This is a genomic window from Actinomyces procaprae (assembly GCF_004798665.1).
Classification (GTDB): domain Bacteria; phylum Actinomycetota; class Actinomycetes; order Actinomycetales; family Actinomycetaceae; genus Actinomyces; species Actinomyces procaprae.
Window position 1 is genome coordinate 1,950,782 of record NZ_CP039292.1, and the last position, 23,373, is coordinate 1,974,154.

Annotated in this window: 18 protein-coding genes; 11 read left to right on the top strand and 7 right to left on the bottom strand. The window is 69.8% G+C overall.

What is annotated here, in order from left to right:
- Positions 1–5: 5 nt before the first annotated feature.
- Entirely contained in the window at positions 6–2,411 is a 2,406-nt protein-coding gene (locus E4J16_RS07830) for a glycoside hydrolase family 3 N-terminal domain-containing protein (protein ID WP_136313702.1), read from the bottom strand.
- Positions 2,412–2,777: 366 nt separating this feature from the next.
- On the opposite strand from E4J16_RS07830, the gene trpB (E4J16_RS07835) reads away from it, so the two are divergent.
- Positions 2,778–4,103, top strand: coding sequence for a tryptophan synthase subunit beta (gene trpB / locus E4J16_RS07835; protein ID WP_136313703.1), 1,326 nt, complete (start codon positions 2,778–2,780; stop codon positions 4,101–4,103).
- A 52-nt stretch (positions 4,104–4,155) separates the two neighbouring features.
- Here trpB (E4J16_RS07835) and E4J16_RS07840 read toward each other — a convergent pair whose 3' ends face one another.
- Positions 4,156–7,197 carry a glycoside hydrolase family 3 C-terminal domain-containing protein gene (locus tag E4J16_RS07840; protein ID WP_204519767.1) on the bottom strand — a complete coding sequence of 1,014 codons (3,042 nt, stop codon included), beginning with the start codon at positions 7,195–7,197 and terminating at the stop codon, positions 4,156–4,158.
- A gap of 410 nt (positions 7,198–7,607) precedes the next feature.
- On the opposite strand from E4J16_RS07840, the gene E4J16_RS07845 reads away from it, so the two are divergent.
- The 7 genes from E4J16_RS07845 (at position 7,608) to E4J16_RS07875 (ending at position 16,293) form a co-directional block, all read left to right on the top strand.
- Positions 7,608–9,266, top strand: a complete 1,659-nt coding sequence (locus E4J16_RS07845) for an anthranilate synthase component 1 (RefSeq protein ID WP_136313704.1) — start codon at positions 7,608–7,610, stop codon at positions 9,264–9,266.
- A 1-nt stretch (position 9,267) separates the two neighbouring features.
- Positions 9,268–9,921, top strand: a complete 654-nt coding sequence (locus E4J16_RS07850) for an anthranilate synthase component II (RefSeq protein WP_136313705.1) — start codon at positions 9,268–9,270, stop codon at positions 9,919–9,921.
- Between the two features lie 48 nt (positions 9,922–9,969).
- A complete protein-coding gene (gene trpD / locus E4J16_RS07855) occupies positions 9,970–11,052 on the top strand; it encodes an anthranilate phosphoribosyltransferase (protein WP_136313706.1) in 1,083 nt (360 codons plus the stop codon).
- Complete coding sequence (trpB, locus tag E4J16_RS07860) at positions 11,049–13,337, top strand: tryptophan synthase subunit beta (protein ID WP_136313707.1); 2,289 nt, start codon at positions 11,049–11,051, stop codon at positions 13,335–13,337. The genes trpD and trpB (E4J16_RS07860) overlap by 4 nt, the downstream gene beginning before the upstream one ends.
- 1 nt (position 13,338) lies before the next feature.
- The gene (gene trpA, locus E4J16_RS07865) at positions 13,339–14,208 is read left to right on the top strand and encodes a tryptophan synthase subunit alpha (RefSeq protein ID WP_136193170.1); all 870 of its coding nucleotides are present in this window, start codon (positions 13,339–13,341) and stop codon (positions 14,206–14,208) included.
- A gap of 682 nt (positions 14,209–14,890) precedes the next feature.
- The gene (locus tag E4J16_RS07870; protein WP_136313708.1) at positions 14,891–15,088 is read left to right on the top strand and encodes a hypothetical protein; all 198 of its coding nucleotides are present in this window, start codon (positions 14,891–14,893) and stop codon (positions 15,086–15,088) included.
- Positions 15,088–16,293, top strand: a complete 1,206-nt coding sequence (locus E4J16_RS07875; protein ID WP_136193168.1) for a YeiH family protein — start codon at positions 15,088–15,090, stop codon at positions 16,291–16,293. The genes E4J16_RS07870 and E4J16_RS07875 overlap by 1 nt, the downstream gene beginning before the upstream one ends.
- A 27-nt stretch (positions 16,294–16,320) precedes the next feature.
- Here the strand turns inward: E4J16_RS07875 and E4J16_RS07880 are convergent, their stop codons facing one another.
- Together E4J16_RS07880 and E4J16_RS07885 are read right to left on the bottom strand one after the other, a co-directional pair.
- The gene (locus E4J16_RS07880; protein ID WP_204520022.1) at positions 16,321–17,004 is read right to left on the bottom strand and encodes a response regulator; all 684 of its coding nucleotides are present in this window, start codon (positions 17,002–17,004) and stop codon (positions 16,321–16,323) included.
- A gap of 5 nt (positions 17,005–17,009) precedes the next feature.
- Complete coding sequence (locus E4J16_RS07885) at positions 17,010–18,254, bottom strand: sensor histidine kinase (protein ID WP_240038440.1); 1,245 nt, start codon at positions 18,252–18,254, stop codon at positions 17,010–17,012.
- A gap of 290 nt (positions 18,255–18,544) precedes the next feature.
- Here E4J16_RS07885 and E4J16_RS07890 point away from each other — a divergent pair, with 290 nt between their 5' ends.
- From E4J16_RS07890 to E4J16_RS07900, 3 genes are read left to right on the top strand one after another with little or no spacing between them, the layout of a single operon-like run.
- Positions 18,545–19,576 (top strand): ABC transporter ATP-binding protein, encoded by a 1,032-nt coding sequence (locus E4J16_RS07890; RefSeq protein WP_136313710.1) that lies wholly within the window; start codon positions 18,545–18,547, stop codon positions 19,574–19,576.
- Positions 19,576–20,376 (top strand): ABC transporter permease, encoded by an 801-nt coding sequence (locus tag E4J16_RS07895; protein ID WP_204519768.1) that lies wholly within the window; start codon positions 19,576–19,578, stop codon positions 20,374–20,376. Before E4J16_RS07890 ends, E4J16_RS07895 begins: the two co-directional genes overlap by 1 nt.
- 5 nt (positions 20,377–20,381) lie before the next feature.
- Positions 20,382–21,206: an ABC transporter permease gene (locus E4J16_RS07900; RefSeq protein ID WP_240038066.1), complete on the top strand. Its 825-nt coding sequence runs from the start codon at positions 20,382–20,384 to the stop codon at positions 21,204–21,206.
- A 66-nt stretch (positions 21,207–21,272) separates the two neighbouring features.
- Here the strand turns inward: E4J16_RS07900 and E4J16_RS07905 are convergent, their stop codons facing one another.
- The 3 genes from E4J16_RS07905 to E4J16_RS15720 all read right to left on the bottom strand — a co-directional run bounded on the left by E4J16_RS07905 (position 21,273) and on the right by E4J16_RS15720 (position 23,337).
- Positions 21,273–22,043, bottom strand: coding sequence for a hypothetical protein (locus tag E4J16_RS07905; RefSeq protein ID WP_136193164.1), 771 nt, complete (start codon positions 22,041–22,043; stop codon positions 21,273–21,275).
- A 142-nt stretch (positions 22,044–22,185) separates the two neighbouring features.
- On the bottom strand, positions 22,186–23,073 hold the full coding sequence (locus E4J16_RS07910; protein ID WP_136193163.1) for an ATP-binding cassette domain-containing protein: 888 nt from the start codon (positions 23,071–23,073) through the stop codon (positions 22,186–22,188).
- Entirely contained in the window at positions 23,074–23,337 is a 264-nt protein-coding gene (locus tag E4J16_RS15720) for a GntR family transcriptional regulator (RefSeq protein ID WP_240038067.1), read from the bottom strand.
- Positions 23,338–23,373: the final 36 nt, after the last annotated feature.

Sequence of the window (23,373 nt, forward strand, 5' to 3'; positions counted from 1 at the left end):
CTGGCTCAGTCAGCAATCACCGAGCCGTCCAGGTGCAGGCCGAAGCCGTAGTCGTAGGTATTGCCTGCGGAGTCGGTGTAGGGGGTCACGTCCTTCGGAACGTCCTCCTGATTGGCCTCCACGGTGTCCATGTCCGCCGGGAACTGGATGGGCAGGCGGCCGTTGGACTCGTGCAGGCCGAGTGCGATCCGGATAAGAGCCTCGTCGGCAACGCCGAAGCCGACTATGACGGCGTCGGCATGCGCCTCAAACTCTGCGGGGATCACCGGGTTCGTGGCCTTGAGCGCCACGACGACGGGAATGTCCCGCCCCGAGGCTGCCACCGCCTCGGCGGCGCGGTTGAAGGCGTCCAGGTCGGCGCCGTTCGAGATCGCCGAAGTCGCCCCGTAGTAGGAGCGGTTCTCCCGACTGCCGTCGGCGCGGACGTCCCCGGAGACCGAGGTGCGCCGGACGTGCTCCCCATCGGCGGTGTAGGCGCCGTACTGGAGGGTGAGCGGGTACCAGCTGTCCTCCTCCTCGTTCCAGCCGGCCTTGGAGAAGCTGGTGCCATTGATCGGCGAGCGCATGCCCACCAGCACCAGGTCCACATCGGTCAGGTCGGGGGCGGTGTAGCCGGTGACGTGTCCGTCGGCGTCGTATTCGACCTCGTCGGTGACGACCTGCCCGAAGTACTGTTCGGCGACCTCCACGTCCAAAGAGGGTCCCTCGGTGTACTCCGCCTCGCTGAAGGCACTGTTGAATCCCGTGTCGTAGGTCTGCGGGATGTAGACGGTCTTGTCAGAGAAGTCCGCCTGCGGGTCCAGGGCGATGGCGCCGTCGTTCTTGAGGGTCACGACGGAGTTGAGCTGGGCCTCCTGTCCGGCCGTCACCTTGTCCTGTGATCCCACCTGCGCCTGGGACGCGGCCAGGTCCAGGAACGGGTTGTCGAAGGCGCCGATGTTGAAGGACATGGTCAGGATCCGCGCCGCCGACTGCTGCCAGCGGGTCTGCGCGTCAATGTCCAGCTCCCCGGCCTCGTACGCCTCCTGCCACAGGTCGTAGGCGGCCAGGACGGGGGCGGCGTCGTTGTTGCCGCCGAACATGTCGGTGCCGTTCTTGATGATCTCGAAGTGACGCTCCGCGACGCTCAGGTCCTCCGCCCCCCAGCCGGTTGCGATCACCGGGTCGTCGGGGTCGGTGGTGGCGCGGGTGACACCCCAGTCGGTGACCACGACGCCCTCATAGGAGTTGCCCTCGCGCAGCTCGGAAAGCTTGCCGTCGTCGTAGGAGGAGCCCATCCGCTGGGCGTACTCGGGCTCGCCGTCGGCGTTCAGGGTGATGGAGTAGGAGGTCATCACCGCCGCGGAGTCCAGCGCCTGTTGGAACACCGACCGGTGCTCTGCGGAGTTGCCGCCCACCATGACCTCGTACTTGCCGGCATTGGTGTGGGACTCGCGCCCGCCCTCGCCGGCGCCGTCTCCGGGCCAGTGCTTGATCATGGTAGCCACCGAGTCCGTGCCCCAGCCGCTCTCGCCGCCGTCCTGCGTGTACGTGCCCTGGAAGCCGGCGACGTAGTTGGCGGCCATCGCCCCGGCCATCTCGGCGTCCTCACCGAAGGTGCCGGACACGCGCAACCAGCGGGGCTCCGTAGCCAGGTCGATCTGCGGGGACAGGGCCGTGCCGATGCCGAGGCTCCGGTATTCCTGGGAGGCCATCTGCCCGAACTGGAGCACCGTGTCGGGGTCGAAGGTGGCGGCCAGTCCCAGCGATCCGGGCCAGCTGGAGAGCTCACCCGCTCCCGTGAAGGCGCCGTCGCCGGAGGCGTCTGAGCGCGGATCGGAGGAGAAGTTGACGGGAATGTAGGGGGTGTCGGCCGCGGCCAGGGTCTCCACGTACGCCTGCATCTGGTTGACCCACTGCACGTTGGCGGTTACGTCCGAGCCGCCCGCATTCAGCACTGCCCGCAGGTGGGACTCGGACAGGTACTCCTGCTGCTCCGTGGTCAGCCCGTCCTCGGGCGCGCGCTCATGGGCGGAGAAGAGCATCAGTCCGGCCATCTGCTCCTTGGACAGTCCGACGGCGTAGTCGGCGGCGCGCTCGCTCCCCTCCAGTCGCCAGTCCTCGGCGGGGTCGAGTTCGCCGTTGCCGTTGAGGTCCTTGAAGGCGTAGGTGTACTCGCCCTCGACCTGCTCAATGACGGTCATGCCGCCGTCCGCCGAGTAGCTCAGCACCCGGCCCCCGTTGGGGTTGACGATTCTGATGAACCTGGTCTGGCCGTCATCCAGTTCCTGGGTGACATAGGTGTTGCTGTTGTTGTCCAGGGTCGAGGATGCGGTCGCATCGGCGGTGGAACCGCCGGAGGTGCATCCCGTCAGGGCCAGGGCCGCAGCGACGGCTATGGCGGCCAGGCCCCTTCCGTACGTGATCCTCATTGATCTCTCCTTGCAGGGTTCTACAGGGCTCAGCGGCCCACCCCGGGGGAGGCGGAGCCGCCCGCTCGGACGCGCCCTCAGGGGGTGCGACGACGCCGGTCTCCTCACCGCGCCCATAAGGGACGCAGGTGTGCCCGCGCCGTCAGCTGGGATGTCCGAACCCCACGATCATATGAGACGCAGCTCACCCCAAACCTGCCTTTCGGCGCGTTCTGTCGCTTACGGCGCATGTTCTGCGGTCACACCGCCCCAGCCGTTGTCCCGTCATATGAGACACCGGGGTGCGCTTTTGCCCGACGCCCGGACGCCTCCTAACCTCACGAAGGCGACCGCCGTCGGGCGGTGGAACCAGTTCAGGAGGAGCCAGTGCACACCCCCGCAGACCACGAGACCCCCCTCCCCGGGGCGGCCCCCACCGCCAACCGCGTGCCCACCGGCCCCCTCGGCCCCGACGCGCCCGGATACACCCCTCCCCCGGCGGGCGCGGACGTCCCGCGTGAGACGATCCTGCCCGCATACTTCGGCCGCTTCGGCGGCCAGGAGGTGCCCGCCGAGCTGCTGCCGGCGCTTGATGAGCTCGAGGCGGCCTACACCGAGGCGGTCGCGGATCCCGCCTTCGAGGCGGAGCTGGCAAGCCTGCGAGCCGACTACCTGGGGCGCGAGACCCCCATCTTCGAGTGCCGTCACCTGCCACTGACCGGTGGGGCCCGCATCCTGCTCAAGCGGGAGGACCTGGCTCACGGCGGCGCCCACAAGGGAAACAACGCCCTCGGCCAGGCACTACTGGCCAAGCGCATGGGCAAGCGGCGGCTGATCGCGGAGACCGGCGCCGGCCAGCACGGCACCGCCACCGCCATGGTGGCGGCACTGATGGGCATGGAGTGCACCATCTACATGGGTGCGCACGACGTGGAGCGGCAGCGCCCCAATGTTGAGCGCATGGAGCTGATGGGCGCGACCGTGGTTCCGGTGACCGCCGGGCAGGCGGGCCTGAAGGATGCGATCGACGCCGCCCTGGCCGAGTGGTGCACCCGCCTGGAGGACACCTTCTACCTGATGGGCTCGGCCACCGGGCCGCACCCCTTCCCCTCCATTGTGCGCCACTTCCAGGAGGTCATCTCGGCGGAGTCCCGCCGCCAGGTGCTGGAGCGCTTCGGCGCCCTGCCCGACGCCGTCATCGCGGCTGTGGGAGGCGGCTCGAACGCGATCGGCGCCTTCGCCGCCTACCTGGATGACCCGTCGGTGCGGCTGATCGGGGTGGAGCCGGCCGGGCGGGGCCTGTCCACCGGCGAGCACGGCGCCCCCATCAACGCCGGGCGCACCGGCGTGCTGCACGGCATGCGCTCCTTCGTCATGCTCGACGACGACGGCACCGTCCTGCCCTCGCACTCGGTCTCCGCCGGGCTCGACTACCCGTCGGTGGGCCCGGAGCACGCTCACCTGGCGGACACCGGTCGGGCCGAGTACGTGGCCGTCACCGACGCCGAGGCGCTGGAGGCCTTCCGCCTGCTGAGCCGCCACGAGGGCATCATCCCGGCGATGGAGTCGGCGCACGCGGTGGCGCAGGCGCTGAAGATGGCCCGCAAGCCCGCGGAGCAGGCAACGCCGGGCGCGCCCGGGCCGCTGCTGCTGGTGAATCTGTCCGGTCGTGGCGACAAGGACATGGACGAGGTGCGCGAGCACCTGTCCTGACGGACGAGGTACCCGCGCACCTGCCATATCTGCCCAGATCAGCGCAGTCGTTTCACTCGGCGCTCGCCCGGGCCTTGGCCCGCTTCGACCGCCACCGCAGCACGACGGCGGTCATCGCGCCCACGCACAGCAGGCCGGTGGCCACGTCAATGACGATAGCCATGGTGGTGAGCCGGTCCAGGCCGCCATCATCGGTCTCCACGGTGTAGTTGCCGGAGTTGGCCACCGTGTAGAGCACGTTCTTCGAGGCCTGCCGCAGCGCCGTCACCATGGTCGGCGAGTCCGGGTTCTCAATCTCCGAGCGGGCCTGGGAGCCCATGCCCAGCATGATGTCGTTGCCGTTGAGCACCGAGTCCATGGTGATCTGGTAGCCGTAGGAGCCGTACCAGTCGGTCAGCACCATGCCCTCGAAGCCCCACTCGTCCCGCAGGACGCCGTTGAGCAGGTCCGCGTTGGCGCCGGCGTACCGGTTGCCGATGAAGTTGAAGGAGGACATCACCGCGTACGGTCCCTCCGCCCGGTTCTTCACCACGATCTCGAAGGGCTTCATGTAGATCTCCCGCATGGTCTGCTCGGTGGCGTAGGTCTGCAGCAGCGTGCAGCGGTTGATCTCCTGGTCGTTCATCACGAAGTGCTTGATGTAGCCGTACACGCCCTTGGCCGCCGCGGCGTTGGTGGTTGCCGAGGCGAGCTTGCCCGCGAGCACGCCGTCCTCCGAGTAGTACTCGAAGTTGCGCCCGCCGAAGGCGGTGCGGTGGGTGTTCATGGCGGGGCCGTACCAGCCGTAGATGTGGGCGTCGGCGTACTCCTGGGCGATACCTCCGCCGACTTCGCCTGCCAGCTCGGTGTTCCAGGTCTGGGCGATGAGCACCTCGGCCGGGTAGGGGGTGCCCATCACGCCGATTACCCAGTCGTTCAGGCCGGCGGGTCCGTCGGAGTCGAGCGTGGCCCGCTTGTCGATGGAGCCGATGCCGACGGTCTGGAAGCCGCCGACGGCGACCAGCTCGGACATCTCCGCGACGGTGAGCTGGTCGAGCAGTTGCTCCCACTGCTCGTCGTCGTAGGCCAGGCCGGTCATGTCTCGCAGGCTCAGGTCGCCGCGTGCACCCGTCGTGGGCATGACCGCGTCGGGGTCCTCATGATCGGCCGGGTTGTAGTTGGCCACCGAGTAGGAGTCGATGAAGGCCTTCTCCTCCTCGGTCATGGTCAGGTCCTCGGCACTCGGCGCGGCGGTGGCCTCGTCATAGTTGGCGAAGCCGCCGGCGCGGGAGAGATACGTGACGCCGCCCGCCGAGTAGTCCTCGAAGCGGTTCGTGGCGGTCTCGAAGTCGGAGGTGCGCCCCTGGGCGGAGTAGTCCACGTCGGCATCGACCGTGAAGGTCTCGGAGTCCAGCACGGTGTGGGAGTCGGAGCGCGCGGAGATGGTGTACTCGCCGGCCTCCAGCACGTAGCCGCCGTCGGCGGTCTTCAGGGCGGAGGAGTCGTAGGAGGCGAGCTCCTCCTTGGGAATCACGAAGTCGATCGCCTGGGTGGCACCGGGGTCGAGCAGCTCCGTCTTGGCGAAGTCGATCAGGTTCACGGAGGCCTTCTCGATGCCGCCGTCGGTGTACGGCGGCGTGGAGTACAGCTCGACGACGTCCTTGCCGGCCACGTCACCGGTGTTGGTGACGGTGACCGTCACCTGCACCTCGTCCCCGTCGGCATTGAAGGCGGTGATGTCGTGGGTGAAGTCGGTGTAGGACAGCCCGTAGCCGAAGGGGTAGCGCACGGCGGCGTCGTAGTCGAAGCCCTCCACGGCGTCGTCGTGGGCGGTCTCGTAGTAGCGGTAGCCCACGTAGATGCCCTCGTTGTAGCTCACGCGGCCGAGTACGCCCTGGAATCCGGGATCGGCGGCCGTGTACTGCTCCACCAGGTCATCCACATTCGTGTAGGTGAAGTTGCCGTAGTTGTTGTAGGCGGGCGTGGCGGTCAGGTCGTTGACGAACATGTCCACGGTGTGCCCGGAGGGGTTGACCTCGCCGGACAGGATGCGCCCCAGGGCGCCCATGGCGTTCTGGCCCGTTCCGGGGGCCAGCAGCACGGACTTGATGGAGGGGTAGTCGTCCAGCCAGCCCAGCTCCATCGTGTTGTTGGAGTTGATCAGCACGATCACCTGGGAGAAGTTGTCGTTGACGATCTGCAGCATGTCCTTCTCGGTGCGCGACAGCTGCAGGTAGTGCTCGCCCGCCTCGAAGTCGTCGTAGTCGCCGTTATTGGTGTACTCGGCGTTGAAGTAGGAGTAGCGCTGATTGCCGCCGGCCACCGTGTCGGCCATCTTGGCGTAGTCGCCGTCGATCACGGCCTTCATGTCGGTGGGCAGGTCCTGTCCCTCGCCGCCGGAGCGGGCCAGCACCACCACGGCGGTGTCGGAGAAGTCCTTGGCCTCATCCAGCACCTCGTCGGTGTAGGCGTCGGCGGTCGGCTCCGGCAGGGTCCAGTCGGTGAAACCGATCGTGCCGGTCTCCAGCAGTGCGCGGGTGTCCCGGTAGGAGGTGTACAGCTGCGTGAGGGTGTCGTTGGTGGCGTAGCCGGCGTCGTGCAGGGAGTCCAGGACACCGGTCGCGTTGGACATGTCCGCGGCGCCGGAGCCGGTACCGCCGTAGATCGGTACGGTGGAGGCCCACCCGAAGACGTTGAGGCTGGTGGTCTCGGCGGGCAGCGGCAGCAGGTCGTCGTCGTTCTCCGCCAGGACGAATCCCTCGTCACCGACGCGGCCGATGATCTCCTCCGACGCGGCGCGCGAGGCGTCGGAAACCGATCCGCGTACGTTCACGAGGATGGACACGGTCGAGTACAGCGGACCGAAGACCACCAGGTTGCCGATCACGACGACGGCCACCACGCCGGTCAGGCCGGCGCCCCAGCGCCACAGGTGGCGGTCCCCCTTCTTGGCCAGCCAGTGCGCGCCGATCGCCACCGCGATCGCCACCAGGATGATGGCCAGGAGCGCGTAGATGTAGCCGGCGCAGTTGTGGACATATGTCTCGACGTCGGCCGATGAGACTCCCATGCCGCCGAGTATTGGCGTGAGGATGTTGATGATGAGTTGGAGCACAGCGGTCTCCTTGGACGGGTAGGGTTCGGGTCGTGCCCCATGCGGGGCCTGCGGCTCGGCGTGCGCAGGCAGGTGCACAGCGGCGAGCGGGCCATCGTTGGCGTCTTCGACCTTATGGCTCCGGTCACAGGCACGCTACCGATGCCGCACAATCTGTCCGCCCGGGCGCATTTTCTGCCTCAGGGCCGTCTGCTGGGCCCGTCTCACCACGTGTCGCCGATTTGGCCGGTCCCGCGGACCGTTCTAGCCTGCAGCCATGACCGCGTTCCGCACCAGCCAGTGGTGGTGGCTCCCCAACGGGCGAGCCACTCAAGCCGCGTAGTCGGCGCCGGATCACAAGAGCTCGCCACCTGGCGGGCTCTTCGCATTCGGGGCGGATCCTGCCGGTGGCCCGACCAGGAAGGCACCCCATGACACCTCCCCCACCCACCGTGCTGACACGGTCGGTGCGCTATCACGAAGACGCCGGCCGACTGCTGGAGCAGCTGGCAGGTCGTGGCTTGATCGCCACCACGGCGGACACCGGCGAGCCGCGTCCGCTCGACACCGTCCTGCTGGAGTCGGTGGACATCGCCACCAAGGTCTCCCGTACGACGATCGCCGTTCTGGAGGCCTCGGCGCGCCTGACCTGCCAGGGACGGGAAGTCACGGCCGAGGCGCTTCCCCAGGCAAGCGCCGACGGCGCCGCCGCGCTGGAGCGCCTGCGCACCGCCCTGGCTGAGTATGTCACCGCCGACGCCGACCAGACGCTCACCCTCGCCTTCCCGGCCGCCCCGGGCGACGTGGAGGAGCGCGACCGCCTCAAGTCCGTCTCCACCATTGAGCCGCTGCGGGCGCTGGCGTCCACGGAGGTGGATCACCCGCACCTGCCACTGGTGGCCGGCGCATTCGCCTTCGACTACCTGGCGACCTTCGAGGACCTGCCCGAGGTGGCGATGGGTGCGAACACCTGCCCCGACTACCTCTTCTATAGCGCCCGCATCATCCTGGTGATCGACCACCCCACCCGCAGCGCGACGCTCGTGGGCGCCTCGGTGGACGCCGCCGACCTCGCCGACCGCATCGACGCGCTGGCGGCTGCCGCGGACGCCTTCGCCGCCGGGGACGCCGCAGCCACACAGAGCCCGGTCCCGCGGGGCGCCGCTGGCGGTGTCGCCCGCCCGGTCCTGCACGCCGCCCCCACCCAGTCCGACGCCGACTACGCCGCCGTCGTGGAGTCCTTGAAGGAGTCGATCGCCGCCGGGGATGTCTATCAGGTGGTGCCCGCCCGCGGCTTCACCCTGCCCTGCCCGGACGCGCTGGCCGCCTACCATGCGCTGCGCGAGTCCAACCCGAGCCCGTACATGTTCTACGTCGCCGCCCCGGACTTCGAGCTGCTGGGTGCCTCCCCGGAGTCGGCGCTGCTGCACTCGGCCAAGACCGGGCAGGTCGCCATCCGGCCCATTGCCGGCACCCGGCCGCGGGGGCTGCGGCCCGACGGCACCGTCGACCACGAACTGGATACGCGGCTGGAGCTGGAGCTGCGCACCGACGCCAAGGAGGTCGCCGAGCACGTGATGCTGGTGGACCTGGCCCGCAACGACGTCGCCCGGGTGTCCGTGCCCGGAACGCGCCGGGTAGAGGATCTGCTGCGCGTGGACCGCTACAGCCGGGTCATGCACCTGGTCTCGGAGGTATCCGGGCAGCTGGCCCCGGACCTGGACGCCCTGGACGCCTTCCGCGCCTCCATGACCATGGGCACTCTCACCGGCGCCCCCAAGCTGCGGGCGGCCGAGCTGATCCGCGACGCCGAGGGGGTGCGGCGGGGCAGTTACGGCGGCTCGGTCGGCTACTTCCGGGGCGACGGCGAGCTGGACACCTGCATCGTCATCCGCTCCGCCTTCGTGCGCGGGGGCACGGCGCTGGTGCAGGCCGGGGCCGGCGTGGTCGCCGACTCGGTGCCGGCCGCCGAGGCCGCCGAGACGGTGCACAAGGCCAGCGCGGTGCTGGCGGCCGTCGCCGCCGCGCAGGGGGCCGAGCTCGTCATCGACTCCGGCGATAACGCCGCCCAGCCGGAAGGGAGGCGCTGAAATGCGCGTAGTCCTACTCGACAACCGCGACTCCTTCGTCTACAACCTGGTGGACCAGTTCGCCTCCCTGGGGGCGGACATCGAGGTCTATCGCAACACGGCGCCGGCTAACACGGTGCTGCGGGCACTCAACCCCGCCGACGGCGCGCACGCCGATGCGGTCGGCGGCGAGCGCCCGGTGCTGTGCCTGTCCCCCGGCCCCGGTCACCCCCGCACCTCCGGGAACCTGATGGAGCTGATCAGCGCCGCCCTGGAGCGCGGTATCCCCACGCTCGGCATCTGCCTGGGCTTCCAGGCGATCGTCGAGGCCTGCGGCGGCAGCATCGGGCGGGTCGGGCCCGTGCACGGCCGCAGCGTGCGCGTGGAGCTGACCGAGGCGGGGCACGCCGACCCGGCCTTCCGGGCCCTGCCCGACGGTCGCCTGGACGTGGCCCGCTACCACTCGCTGGGCACGCGGGAGTTGCCGCCGCCGTTGCAAGCGCTGGCGGTGACCGGGGCGGGGGATCCCGTCGGCCCCGACGCCGTCATGGCGGCCAGGCACCGCTCCCGCCCCGTCGTCGGACTGCAGTTCCATCCGGAATCGGTCCTTACCCCTCAGGGCCCCGGCATCCTGCACGCGCTCACCGCCGGCCTGGCCGCCGCGGCCGCCGCCTGACCCCGAATAGTCAAGTATCCACGCCACTCGATCTTCAAGGAGTTCATCATGACCCCCGCACCCGCTGAGAACAACGCCATGCATACCCCCGCGGTGGCCGACGCCGAGGACGCCCACCGCCTGCTGCGCGGCGTCATCCAGGGCAAGCGCCTGACCCAGGACGAGACCGGCATCGTCTTCGCCGCGCTCGGCGCCGGAGACCTGTCCGAGGCCGAGACCGCCGCCCTACTGGCCGCCCTGCACGCCCGCGGCGAGACCGCCGATGAGGTGGCCGGCGCCGCGAGCGCCTTCCGCGACGCCGCCCGTCCCTTCCCCGAGGTCACCTTCCCGCTGGTGGACGTCGTCGGTACTGGTGGCGACGGCGTGGGCACCATCAACATCTCCACCGGCGCGGGCATCGTGGCCGCCTCCATGGGCGTGTCCGTGGCCAAGCACGGCAACCGGGCCGTGTCCTCCAAGACCGGCGCCGCCGACGTCGTCGCCGCCCTGGGCCTGCCCCTGGACGTCACCCCCGAGCAGGCGGTGGAGATCCTGGCCCGCGACCACTTCACCTTCCTGTTCGCCCAGGCCTACCACCCGGCCATGCGGCACGTGGCCCCGATCCGCAAGGCCCTGGCCACTCCGACGATCTTCAACGTGCTGGGCCCCCTGCTCAACCCCGCCCACCTGACCTACCAGCTGATGGGTGTGGCCGACCCGGACATCCTGGACATGATCGCCCAGACCATGGTCAAGCTGGGCCGCAAGCGCGCCCTGATCGTGCACGGCGCGGGCACCGATGAGATCGCCGTGCACGGCCCCACCCAGGTGCGGGAGGCCACCCCGCGCGGAGTCAAGGCCTACGAGGTCACCCCCGAGGAACTGGGGGTGTCCACCTACGACCTTGCCGACGTGCTGGGCGGCGAGCCGGAGGAGAACGCCGCCCTGCTGCGGGAGGTCTTCGCCGGCCGGGGCGAGCCCGCCCACCGCGACGCGATCGCCGTCAACGCCGGCGCGCTGCTGTACCTGGCCGGTCCGGCCGACAACCTGGCCGACGGCACCCGCATGGCCCTGGACCAGCTGGCCAGCGGCCGGGTCGCCGAGCACCTGGCCTCCATGACCAAGGCCGCCGCGGAGGGTGAGGCCCGATGAGCGGCGCCCCCAACGCCGGCGGTGCCCGGCCTCAGCGCCGTCCGGTGGACGAGCGGCTGATCGCCACCGGCACCGTCCTGGATGCGATCGTGGCCGCACGGCGCGAGCGCCTGCCGGAGCTGCGCGCCCGCTTCGGGCACCTGCGCGCCGAGCAGCTGGAGCCCTCCCGGCGCTCCTTCGCCGACGCCCTGCGCACCCGCAGCGGCGATCACGCCGGCCCGCGGCCCGCCCTGATCATGGAGTGCAAGTCCGCCTCCCCCTCACGCGGCACGATCCGCTCCAGCTACGATCCGGCGGCGCTGGCGCGCGCCTACGCGCCGTGGGCGGCGGCGGTGTCCGTGCTGACGGAGCCGGACCGCTTCAACGGCTCCTTCGAGGACCTGGCCGCCGTGCGCGCGGTGGTGGACGTGCCGGTGCTGTGCAAGGACTTCATCGTGGATCCCGTGCAGGTGCTGGCCGCCCGCAGCCTGGGGGCGGACGCGATCCTGCTGATGCTCTCGGTGGTGCCGGACGACGTCTACGCCGAGCTGGCGGAGCTGGCGCACTCGCTGGGCATGGAGGTGCTCACGGAGGTGTCCACGCCTGCGGAGATGCACCGGGCCGCCGCCCTGGGGGCGCAGGTGATCGGCATCAACAACCGCGACCTGCGCACCCTGGCCACCGATGTCTCCCGCACGGAGCAGATGGCACCGCTGGCGCCGTCGGGCGTGGTGCTGGTGGGCGAGTCCGGGGTGGAGACGGCCGACGACGTGCGGCGCCTGGCCGGGCAGGTGGATGCCCTGCTGATCGGCTCGGCCCTGTCGGCGGCGCCCGACCCGGGCGTGGTCGCCGAGGTGCTGGCCACCGCCGTGCCGGTGCCCGAACGCGGTCAGGCGCGCGACGCCGCCCACGCCGCCCAAGCCACGGAACGGGTGGCCGGGGCGGAAGTCGGCCGGGCGCAGCGGGAGCACGCCGACCACACGCACCCGCGGTTGAGCGCCTACTTCGGCCCCTACGGCGGCCAGTACGTGCCGGAGCTGCTGATCCCCGCCCTGGACCAGTTGGAGGACGCCTACATCGACGCCCAGGCGGACCCGTCCTTCGCCGCCGAGCTGGACGAGCTCATGCGCCGCTACCTGGGGCGCCCAACCCCGGTGACGGAGCTGCACAACCTGCCCCGCGAGGGCAACGCCCGCATCTTCCTCAAGCGGGAGGACCTGGTGCACGGCGGCGCCCACAAGGGCAACCAGGTGCTGGGGCAGGCACTGCTGGCCAGGCGCATGGGCAAGACCCGCATCATCGCCGAGACGGGCGCCGGCCAGCACGGCACCGCCACCGCGATGGTGTGCGCGCTGCTGGGCCTGGACTGCACCATCTACATGGGCGCCACCGATGTGGTGCGGCAGGCCGCCAATGTGGAGCGCATGGAGCTGATGGGGGCGCGGGTGGTACCTGTGGCCAGTGGCGCCGGCACCCTGAAGGACGCCGTCAACGAGGCCCTGCGCGACTGGACCGCATCCTTCGCCACCACCCACTACCTGCTGGGCACGGCCGCCGGCGCGCACCCCTTCCCCACGATCGTGCACGAGTACCACCGCTGTATCTCCCTTGAGGCGCGCGCCCAGATCCTGGCCCTGACCGGGCGCCTGCCCGATCAGGTGATCGCCTGCGTGGGCGGCGGCTCGAACGCGATCGGCATGTTCTCCGAGTTCATCGACGACGTCGGCGTCGGCCTGATTGGCGTGGAGCCGGCCGGCGAGGGGCTGGACACGCCCCGCAACGGCGCCCCCATCAACAACGGCACCACCGGCATCCTGCACGGGGCACGCAGCTACCTGATGCGCACCCCGGAGGGGCAGGTGGAGGAGTCCTTCTCCGTGTCGGCGGGGCTGGACTACCCCGGCGTCGGGCCCGAGCACGCCTGGCTGGCAGATTCCGGGCGGGCCCGGTACGTGGCGATCACCGACGACGAGGCGGTGGACGCCTTCCGCCTGCTGAGCCGCTGGGAGGGCATCATCCCGGCCCTGGAGTCCGCCCACGCGCTCGCCCAGGCCCTCAAGATCGCCCGCGAGACTCCGCCCGATGCCCCCACGCCGCACCTGCTGGTGTGCCTGTCCGGGCGCGGGGACAAGGACCTGGAGCAGGTGCGCATGCGCCTGGGCGGCAGCTTCTCCGAGGACTCCGCCGTCGCCCGGGCCGCCGCCATGGTGGAGCAGATGGGCAAGCGCACCGAGTACCTGTCGCTGGCGCGTGCCGGGGCGACCGCAGAGTCGGCAGCGCCGACTCACCAGCCTGAGGAGGCCTGAGATGAGCCGTTATCCCGCCATGTTCTCCCGCCTGGCCGACGCCGGTGAGGGCGCCTTCGTGCCCTTCGTCATGGTCGGCGACCCCACCCCCGCAGCCTCGGAGGCGATTATCGAGGCGCTGATCGACGGCGGCGCGGACGCCCTGGAGCTGGGCACGCCCTTCTCCGATCCGGTGGCCGACGGGCCGACGATCCAGCGCGCACACCTGCGTGCGCTGAACGCCGGGGGGAGCTTTGCCGACTGTCTGGACGTGGTGGCGCGGGTGCGTGCACGCCACCCTCAGCTGCCCATCGGCATGCTCATCTACGGCAATGTGCCCTTCGCGATCGGGCTGGAGGAGTTCTACGCCCGCTGCGCCGCTGCCGGCATCGACTCGGTGCTGCTGCCTGACGTGCCGGTGCGCGAGTCGGCGGAGTTCTCCGCCGCCGCCGCGGCCGCCGGAATTGACGCCGTGTACATCGCCCCGCCGTCGGCGACCGCCCAGACCCTCGACGCGGTCGCCAAGGCCTCCCGCGGCTACGTGTACGCGGTCTCCCGGGCCGGGGTGACCGGGACCGAGCGCGCCTCCTCCACCGTGGGCCTGGCGCAGTCGGTGGCGCGGCTGCGGCAGGATGCGGCCGCCCCGGTGATGCTGGGCTTCGGCATCTCGGCCCCCGCGCAGGTGGCCGAGGCGATTGCCGCGGGCGCCGACGGGGCCATCTCCGGATCGGCGACCGTGAAGATCATCGAGTCCCACGTGCCGACGCTGGCCCGCCTGGTGCAGGAGTCCGGTGAGGACTCCCCCGAGTACGCCGCCGCCCTGGAATCGCTCCAGGGCGAGCTGCGCGACTTCGTCGCCACCATGAAGGCCGCCACCCGCCGAGATCGGTAGTTGTTACACACCGAGATCGGTAGTTGTTACACACCGAGATCGGTAGAAGTTACGTACCGAGGTCGGTAGAAGTTACGTGGCTCTTCGCGCTTGCGGGTGTGGTGAGCTGATGGGAGCTCATACGCTCCGTCTGACAGTGCGTGTGTTGCGGTTGACGGTTCGGCACATCCGACGACGGTTCGTGGGGTAGGTGTACGTACCATCGTCGTTCATGACGAACCGTTGGTGCTACCTGACGACCCGTCACCCGAACACGACCACCTGGTAGGCCGGCCCCCGTCGAGTAGAGCCCCGAACCCGACCACCACACAGCAGCCCGAGTCCGAACCACCACGCTCGCACCCACAAACACCAACAGCCACTTGCGCGCCGAGAATCACCGCAGTTCGCCATGCGGACGGGCCTGGATTGTCGGCTCCGCCCCGTCCTATGGTCAGAGCCGTGTTCAGTACTCTCCCGCTCCGTTCGGTCGTCCGTGCAGTCGGCGGCCGTTCCGGCGCGGCCGAGATGTGTATGTGTCGCGGTATCCGCATCACCGCTGCCGACTGACACGCCCTTCCCTTGACACGAGCTGCGTCGGCAGGTGCCTGCCGACGACTCCTCCTGTGTCTGTCCCTCTAACGGGCCCCAATTGTCGGGGCAGGTCCTGACGTGTACGCAGCAGTACCCGAAAGGTCTGCCCATGCCCCCTACCAGTAACACGGGCCGTAATACCAAGACCGCGGACGGCCACGTGGACGCACCACCCACCACCGTCCTCCCGCCCGACGGCGACGGAAAGTTCTCCCTGAGCGAGGACTGGGTCGCCACCATCACCGGGCTCGCCCTGCTCGGCCTGGCCCTGCTCGGCATCATCCCGAACATCTCGGGGTGGTTGTGATGAGTGCTCCCGCCCGCGTCAACACGCCCGCGCCCGCTGCTGTCGGCCCCGACGCCGAGCCCACCCCGGACGCCCGCCCGGAGGCCACCTCCCCGGGCTGGACGCTGCTCGGTGTCATCGTCGTCGTCGGCCTGGGCGCCGCCGTCGACTACCTGGACAGTCACGTCCCCGCCTGGAGCGAAGGCACCTGGTTCGGCGGAATCGCCGGGTCGATCGAGTTCCCCGTCTACGCCATCGCCCTGGGCTTCGCCGCCAATGCTCTCCTATCGGCGCTCGGCGTCATCGACCGCCTCTCGGCGGCGTTCCGCACCGAGTTCTTCATCAAGACGGGGCTCGTACTCCTGGGGTCGACCGTCAACATCAACGTGATCGTCTCCGCGGCGGCACCGGCGATCATTCAGGCCCTGCTCATGATCTCCACGGTCTTCCTGTTCACCTGGTGGATCGCCGGCCTGCTGCGCGTCGAGCCGCATCTCAAGGCCCTGTTGGCCACGGCACTGTCGATCTGCGGGGTCTCGGCCGCCGTGGCGGCGGCAGGCGCCGTCAACGCCAAGCGCGAGCAGCTCGCCTACACGGCCGGGCTCGTCGTGGTCTTCGCCCTGCCGAGCATCTTCCTGCTGCCGTGGCTCGCCGCCCTCCTGGGACTGTCCGCGCCGGTGGCGGGGGCCTGGATCGGCGGAAACATCGACACCACGGCGGCGGTGACCGCCGCGGGGGCCGTCGCCGGCGAGGACGTGCTCGAGTTCGCCGCGATTGTGAAGATGACGCAGAACGCTCTCATCGGCTTCGTTGCCGTGGGCCTGTCCCTCTGGTTCGCCCTGCGCGTGGACCGCCGTGGCGCCGACGGCACCGCCGCCTCTGCGACCCGCCCCGGTTGGCGCGAGGTCTGGCAGCGCTTCCCGAAGTTCGTTCTCGGCTTCATCGCCGCGTCGGTGCTGGTCTCCGCCATTGCCGCCGCCGCGCCCGGCCTGGTCGCGGACGGGAGCAGCTGGTTGAGCACCGGTCTGGCCTCCGCCAAGGCGCTCCAGACCCTGTGCTTCACACTGGCCTTCGTGTCGATCGGCCTGGAGTTCCGCGTCGGTGCCCTGCGGGAGGCCGGCTGGAAGCCCGTGCTGGTGTTCCTCGCCGGCACGCTCTGCAACCTGGTGGTCGGCCTGCTGTACGCCCAGGCACTGTTCGGCTGGATCTTCGGAGGACTGTTCTGAGTCTGTCAGCCGCTCACCTCAGTGTTCTCACGGCGCGGTCTCAGCCAGCAGCTCATCAAGCTCGACGACGCCGGTGCGCAGCGCCAGTAGCACCAGCTGCACCCGGTCGCGTGCCCCGGTCTTGGCCAACAGGTGGGAGATGTGCGTCTTCACCGTCGCCATGGACAGCCACAGCCGGTCGCAGATCTCCTGGTTGGTCAGCCCCCGGGCCACCAGCGCGAGTACCTCCGTCTCCCGCTCGGTGAGCCCACCGGGCAGCGGCGGCGGCTGGATCCGGGTTTGCTCCACCTGGCCGGCGCGTACGGCGGTCAACAACCGCCGCGTCGGTCCGGGCGAGATGACCGAGTCGCCGGCATGGACGGTGCGCACCGCCTCGATCAGCCGCTCCGGGGCCGTGTTCTTCAACAGGAACCCGGCCGCGCCGGCCTCGATGGCACCCATGACGTAGCCGTCGGTGTCGAAGGTGGTGAGTATGACGATGCGGCCCTGAGCTCCCGCCTCAATCAGGCGGCGGGTCGTGGCCAGGCCATCGAGGCCCGGCATCTGCACATCCAGCAGGATCACGTCCACGGGATCGCTCTGCGCACGCCGCAGCGCCTGGCCACCGTCGCCGGCCTGCCAGGCGACCTCGATGTCCGGCTGCGCCCCCAGCAGCATGGCCAGCCCCGCGGTGAACAGCGGCTCGTCGTCCACCAGCGCGACCCTGATGATGGCGTTCATGCGGCCTGTCCCGGCTGCGCCTGGGTGAGGTGCGGCGGCGCCGGCAGGGTGACGTGCACCCGCCAGCCGCCCTCCGACCGCTCCCCGGCCCACAACCGGCCGTTGAGCGCCACCACTCGTTCGCGCATGGTCTGCAGCCCCGCTCCCCGCCGGGTGTCGTCGTCCAGCACGCCTGCGTTACCGCCTCCGGCCGATATGGGCTCCGCATTCTCGACGACGATATCGACTCCGCCGTCCTCGCCCCGCACCCGGACCTTGGTCGGCGCAAATGCGGCATGGCGCATCACGTTGGTCAGCGCCTCCTGTACGCAGCGGTACGCCGCCTCTCCCACCGGGGCCGGCGGCTCGGCGTCGCAGCGCAGGTCGAGGGTGAGCGGCAGGCCCGCCCGCCGCGCACCCGTAACGAGCTGTGGCACGTCGTCGAGGCCCGGACTCGAGCCGACCGGTGCCGCGCTCCCGTCCGACTGCGGCGAGGGCCGGGCCAAGGGGGATTCCCCGACGTCGGCGCGCAGCATGTCGACCAGTGAGTGCACTTCGGAGACGGAGCGCCGGCTCGTCCGCCCGATCACCGCCAGCGCCTCGGCGGCGGCCGCGGGATTGGTAGCCAGGACGGCCCGGGCGCCCTCGGCCTGCATGCCGATGACGGACAGCGAGTGCCCCAGCAGGTCGTGCACGTCCCGGGCGATGCGCTGCCTCTCGGCCACCACGGCCAGACGCCGTTCGGCCTCCTGCTGGGCGGCCAGTACCTCTGCCCGCTCCAGGGCCTGCTCGATCCGCTCGCGAGCGCGTCGGCGCAGCAGGCCGGTCAGGACGGCGACGGTGATGAACGCCCAGCTCACCGCGAGGACGATCAGCTCAGCGCCCGGGGTGGGCGGGTCGACCACCTTGTCCGCGCGCAGGGCGCCGGCCGCGCCACCGAGGTAGCCCAGGGCCACCAGCGGCCAGGCGTGGGGGCGCGGGACACGACTCGTGCAGGTCTCCACCGCCACCAGGCAGGCGACGATGGCGAGGATGGAGAGCCCGTCGAAGATCAGTACGTGAGCGGCAAGCGCCACTCCGACGGCGACAACGGCGGCGGTCGGGGCGAGGCGGCGCAGCGCGATGGCCACGCAGCACACGGCGAGGATGATGACGTAGGCACCGGAGTCGACGAGTGCGGTGCGCAGAGCGCCGGTCGGCTGCTCCGTGATCATGGGCTGATTCCATGCGCACACATAGGCCAGGGAGACGGCCAGCAGCATGTCGGCCACGCCCGGACGCGCCCGTGGCGGCCACCGCCGCGCGCCGCTGTCCGGCACGGCCGACGCCAACCGGCCACGCCCCGCTGCCTCGCCGTCGCGCATCCTCATCCCCGCCTCTCCCCACCTGCGTAAGGGGCCCGCCCTCCACGGAGCGCTGTCCGGTATGCGACGGTAGCGGCACGGCGGGAGTCGGGTCTTCATACCCGAGTATGAGTCCGGTGACCGAGCGCGCCCGAACTTCCGCCCCGGGCCCGATGCCGACGACCGCGGGCGCGGGAATGCTGCAAGGCATGAACACAGTCACCCCCACCCGCCCCGGACCCACCGGGGGCGACGCCGCGGTGCGGTTCCCGGACGCCGTCGTCACCACCCGTGCCCTGACCAAGACCTTCGGCAGGGGCGCCGCCGCCCGCACCGCTGTCGACCACCTCGACCTGGTCATTCCCCGCGGGGTCGTCTACGGCTTCCTGGGCCCCAATGGCTCCGGCAAGTCCACGACCATGAAGCTGTTGCTCGGCCTGCTGACACCGACGTCTGGAAGCGTGAACCTGTTCGGCGTCCCACTGGATCGGCGCAGTCGCGGCGGGCTCATGGCGCGCACCGGCTCCATGATCGAGCAGCCGCCCGGCTACGGGCACCTGACCGGCGCGGAGAACATGCGCCTGGTGCAGCGCATGCTCGGGCTTTCCGACGCGCAGGTGGACCGGGCGCTCGACCTGGTGCGTCTGACCGGTCACCGGGACCGATTGGTGAAGACCTACTCGATGGGCATGAAGCAGCGGCTGGGGATCGCCATGGCGCTGGCCCGCCAGCCGGAACTGCTGATCCTGGATGAGCCCACCAACGGGCTGGATCCGGCCGGCATTGAGGAGATCCGCCGCCTGCTGGTGTCGCTGGCGGGGCAGGGGGTGACCGTGATGGTCTCCAGCCACCTGCTCGACGAGATCGACCGCATGGCGGGCGTGCTCGGCATCCTGTCGGCGGGCAGGCTCGTCTTCCAGGGCACGCGCGCCGAGCTCATGCGCCGTTCGGTGCCGGACCTGCTGGTCGTCACCCCCAGGCCGGAGGCGCTCACCCCGGCGCTGCTGGCCGGGCTCGCCGGCGCCCGGCGCGACGCCGGCGCCCGGGCAAGCCGCGCCCTCGCCCCGGCCGGAGCGGAGACCGGCGCCGGGGTGCGGATCAGCGGGCTTCCGCCCGACGGCGCCGCAGAGCTGGTGCGGCGCCTGGTGGCGGCGGATGTGCCCGTGCACGAGCTGCGGCGGGAGGCGCGCAGCCTGGAGGACGTCTTCATGGACCTCACCGGCGGGGCGGGGGCGCTGTGATGGGCACACAACCGGCCGCATACGCGAGCATGTCCGGCATCTCGCCCGCCACAGCCGTGCGCCTGGAGCTGGCCAAGCTGCACCGCCTGCGCACCATGCCGGTCGTGTCCGTGCTCGGCGTGACCGCGGCGGCGTTCGCCGCACCGCTCTCCGTCTCCGCCAGGCAGACGCTGACCGATCCCGCACTGCACCCCTGGGAGGCGCTGCTGCTGCAGTACGCCCTGATCAACGCCCTGTTCTCCCCGATCCTGGTGGCCGTGCTGGCCAGCCGGCTGACCGATATCGAACATGCCTGCGGCGGCTGGTACCTGTCGGCGACTGCGGGGCTGACTCCGGGACGGCTGTGCCGGGCCAAACTCGCGGCCCTGGCGCTCGTGCTGGTGCCGACGCTGGCACTGCAGACCGGGCTGCTGGTGGGCGCGACGGTGATGGCCGGCACCACCGTCCCGTTGTCTACGGGGGTGTGGGCCGCATACACCGCCGGGCTGATCGCCGTCGATCTGGCCATGTGCGCGCTGCACATCCTGCTCGCCGCCGTGCTCGACAACCAGATCCTGTGCGTGGGCGCCGGCATGCTGGGCGCATTCATCGCCGTGTACCTGTTCCTCGCCCCGCCATGGCTGGCGCGCCTGCTGCCGTGGGGATACTGGGCGCTGATCTGCCCCATATCCCAGACCGGCACCGCCGGCGGCGATGTCGCGGTCGCCAGCCCGCCCCTGGGGTGGATCGCCGGGTTCCTGGCCCTGGCCGTCGGCTGCTTCTACGCCATCACGGCCCGACTCGACCGGATCGAGAGGTGATCCCCGTGCCTGCCAAGCAGTTCTCACGTCCCCTGCCCGCCCCGACCGCCCCGACCGCGCCGCCCGCCCGGCGCACGTGGCCGGCGCTGCTGGCCGCCGAGGCGCTCAAGCTGCGCCGCTCCCTGGTCTGGTGGGTGGTGGCGGTGCTGCCGGTGCTCGCCGTCGTCTCCGGGTCGGTCAACTTCGCCGTCAACCAGGGCGTGCTGGCGCCCACCTGGGAGTCCTTCACCGGCCAGGTGACGTTGTTCTACGGCCTGTTCTTCTTCTCCGTGGCAATCGCCCTGCTGCTGGCGGCGGCCTGGCGCCCCGAGCACCGCGGCTCCTCCTGGAACTACATGGCCACGACGCCGCACCCGCCGGCCACGGTCGCACTGGCGAAGACGACGGTAATCCTGGCGCCGGTGGCCGTCATGCAGCTGCTCCTGGTGGCCCTCACCCGGCTGTCCGGGCTGGTGCTCCTGCGCCTGGAGGGCGGCGTACCCGCCGGGTTCGCGGTCTCGACCCTGCTGGCGGTGGTGGCGGCCGTGCCACTGGTCGGCCTGCAGTCGCTGCTGTCCATGCTCATGCGCTCCTTCGCCGCCCCAGTGGGGCTGGGACTGGCCGGAGCGGTGATCGGCATCGGGGTCGCCTACCAGACGCAGGCGCTGGCGGGGCTGTGGCCCTACACGCTGGTCACGCGGGCGCTGACGCTTGGCTCGAGCGCGATCGCCACCGGCGGCGGCCTGGACTGGGCGGGCATCGGCCCGGTGCTGGGCTGGGCCGTGACGGGCGGCGCGGTCTTCTGGGCACTGCTAGCGCGCATGGCCCGACGGGCAACGCCCCGGGTCTGACCGGATGGGTTGGCCGGTTGTTCAAGGAGTCGGGGCAGACCAACCAGTGGTGCCATCGTCAGCGGGTCAGTCACGCCCCACCTGCGCGAAGCGGATCGGGCCTGCCCCCGCCAGCACCCATGCCGTCGGCATGATCGACGACAGCGCGACCAAGCACAGGGCCAGGGTGATGACACTGCCACCATCCGTGAGGAAAAGAACGAGGGCTCCGACGCATGCGATGAGAATTACCCCATATGTCATGGCCACCACTAGCGTGAGCCGAGGGCCTCGTCTGTACGCATGTCCCAACGCCTGCCCGAAAGCGGCGAACACAGCCCAAACGAACGCCATAATGACAACCTGCCACCAAGTGCCGGAGGTCCACCCGCTCACAGGGCCCAGTTTCAACGAGTCCAGCGTTGTCCCATCGGTGAAATGCAGCTGGGTCGGTAGGATCAGGAAGCCGATGGCCCAAACTATAAGCGCTCCGGCAACAGTGATTAGCGTGCTCAGGCAGTGCACGATGCGGATCGTACGAGGTCCGACCCCCGCCAAGGACATGTGTGGTATCGCAGACGTGGCCTGCAGCATGCCGTTCACGAATAGCAGGAGCGTCCACCCAAAGAACCAGGTTGAATTCGCCGCGAAAGCAAAACCGTCCAGGGGACTAGTAGCCCCATTGGTCAGCGCTGGGACCACATAATTGAACAATCCGCTGCACACCGTTCCAACACCCGCCATCAGCCATAGCCACCACGTCTCACTGAGAGCATATTTGAGCAACGGCAGCAAGTTGCTCCGCAGCCCCCGATCCACAAGAATGCTATGGCCGGAACCAAGAGGAACGATAGTCATGTGTAATACTCCTAAGTTGATCTGGGGAAAAGGTGGACCTAGGCGGACAAGCGACCCGGCCGCAAGCCCGACGACGCCGAGCCAACCACGATTTAATCCGCTGCTCGACTGCAGCCACGCGCCACCATGACGACGCAAATCATCAGGCCATGCTGTGGTCTATGAGTGATACGAAGCTGTCCTGGAATGACAGAGACTGCACCTCGACATCAGCGGCGACAAGGGTGTCCAGGCAGACATCGGTGAACCCCGTCGCGACGATCCGAACAAAACGGCCGAGTTGGCGCTCGGAGAGGATGCGGGTCCCGGCGTCAGCTTCGAGGATCCGATGGATCACCTCGGGCCGACCGACAAGCGCCAGCGCGTAGGCACGCAGGTGCTCGGCGGTATCCGCACAGACGACCCTGCCCTGGGAGAGAACGATGACGTTCTCAATCAGGGACTCCAGCTCGGACACCAGGTGGCTGGCAACCAAGAACGTACGCGGAGTCCCTGCCTCCGCAGCATCGGCGGAAGCGCGAATGATCTCCTCCGTCAACGCCATGCGTGTAGGAACATCGAGCGCGTCGGTGGGCTCATCGAGCATTGTGATCGGAGCGCCGCAGGCCAAAGCAATCGCCGTCGCGAAGAGCGAGCGCTCGCCCTGAGACCGTTGGCCGAGGCTACCGCCGAGCGCGAGTTGGAAACGCTCACTGAGCCGGGCGAATCCGCCCTCGTCCCAGGTGGGCCGACAACTGGCCAGACGCAACAAGGACCTAACAGAAACACTAGTGGAGTCCGCGTAGTTGCCGGCATACATCCCCAGGGCGATCCGTTGGTCTCGCGATGTTTCCTGGCCGTCGATGATGATGGCGCCAGAGGCCGGCTCGATGTAACCGACAAGAGCGTGGAATAGTGTGGTTTTGCCGGATCCGTTAGGGCCGAGCACTCCGGTGATCGAGCCCTCGGCGATGTCCATGGAGACGTTGTCGAGTGCGGCGGTCTTAGAACCCCGGTACGTGTGGGTGAGGGAGTCGATGTGTATCATCATTCACTCCTTGGTCTGGTCCGTTGCGCCTTCGGCGGAAATGGCGCGGATGTGTTCGATGAGGGTGTTCGCGTCGATACCGAGTGCAAGCCCCTGACGGACGACCGCGGAGAAGGTCTGATCAATGAATCCGGTGTACTCGGCGGCGATCAGACGTTCACGGGCGCCTTCAGCTACGAACATGCCAAGGCCTCGGCGCTTGACGAGAAGCCCTTCCTCGATCAGCTGAGCGAACGCCTTGGCAGCAGTGGCCCAGGGGCTCGGCAAAGTTGTTGGCTGGGTTGGGGGTTGTTAGGGGTTTTC